Origin of the sequence: Yoonia sp. R2-816 (assembly GCF_046762905.1) — a bacterium.
Taxonomy (GTDB): domain Bacteria; phylum Pseudomonadota; class Alphaproteobacteria; order Rhodobacterales; family Rhodobacteraceae; genus Yoonia.
Window position 1 is genome coordinate 1 of sequence record NZ_JBKQXN010000128.1, and the last position, 529, is coordinate 529.

1 protein-coding gene is annotated in these 529 nt (G+C 65.4%); it reads right to left on the reverse strand.

Going from position 1 to position 529, the window contains the following annotated elements:
• A partial coding sequence (locus tag ACFWW2_RS02830) for an SdrD B-like domain-containing protein (protein ID WP_393925976.1) occupies nucleotides 1–529 on the reverse strand: 529 nt, incomplete at both ends.

A 529-nucleotide genomic window follows, 5' to 3' on the forward strand; every position in this document is an offset into this window, starting at 1 on the left:
CCGGATCGGCGATGCCGGCGTCGACATTGCGGATTGCGTCGCCGATGTTCACCATCACGGGGGCTGTGGTGGCTGTGCCGTCGCCATTGTCCACCGCGTCGCTGTCGGTCGTGTCGTCTCCGCCCTGATCGGGGGTCACAAAGACCTGGTCGCCGGGATTGGTGAAGATCACGCTGTACTCACCAGCGTCGAGATCTGCGAACAGATAGGACCCGTCCGCGGCGGTCGTGGTTGTCGCAACCACCACACCGCCCAGCACCAACTGCACTGTGGCACCGGCCACACCCGTATCGCCCGCGCCTTGCACGTCATCCTTGTTTGCATCGACAAAGAACACACCGCCCAGGCTCGCCGTGCCGGGATCTGCCACACCGGCATCCACATCGCGGATATCCTCGCCCACCCCCACGGGGATCAGCGCCGTCACCCCGGTGGCCGGGTCAGCGTCGCTGTCCACACTGTCATCACCGCCCACATCCTGGCCAACCAGCACCTTGCCGTCCGCAGTCTCGGTCGGGAAGACAACCCT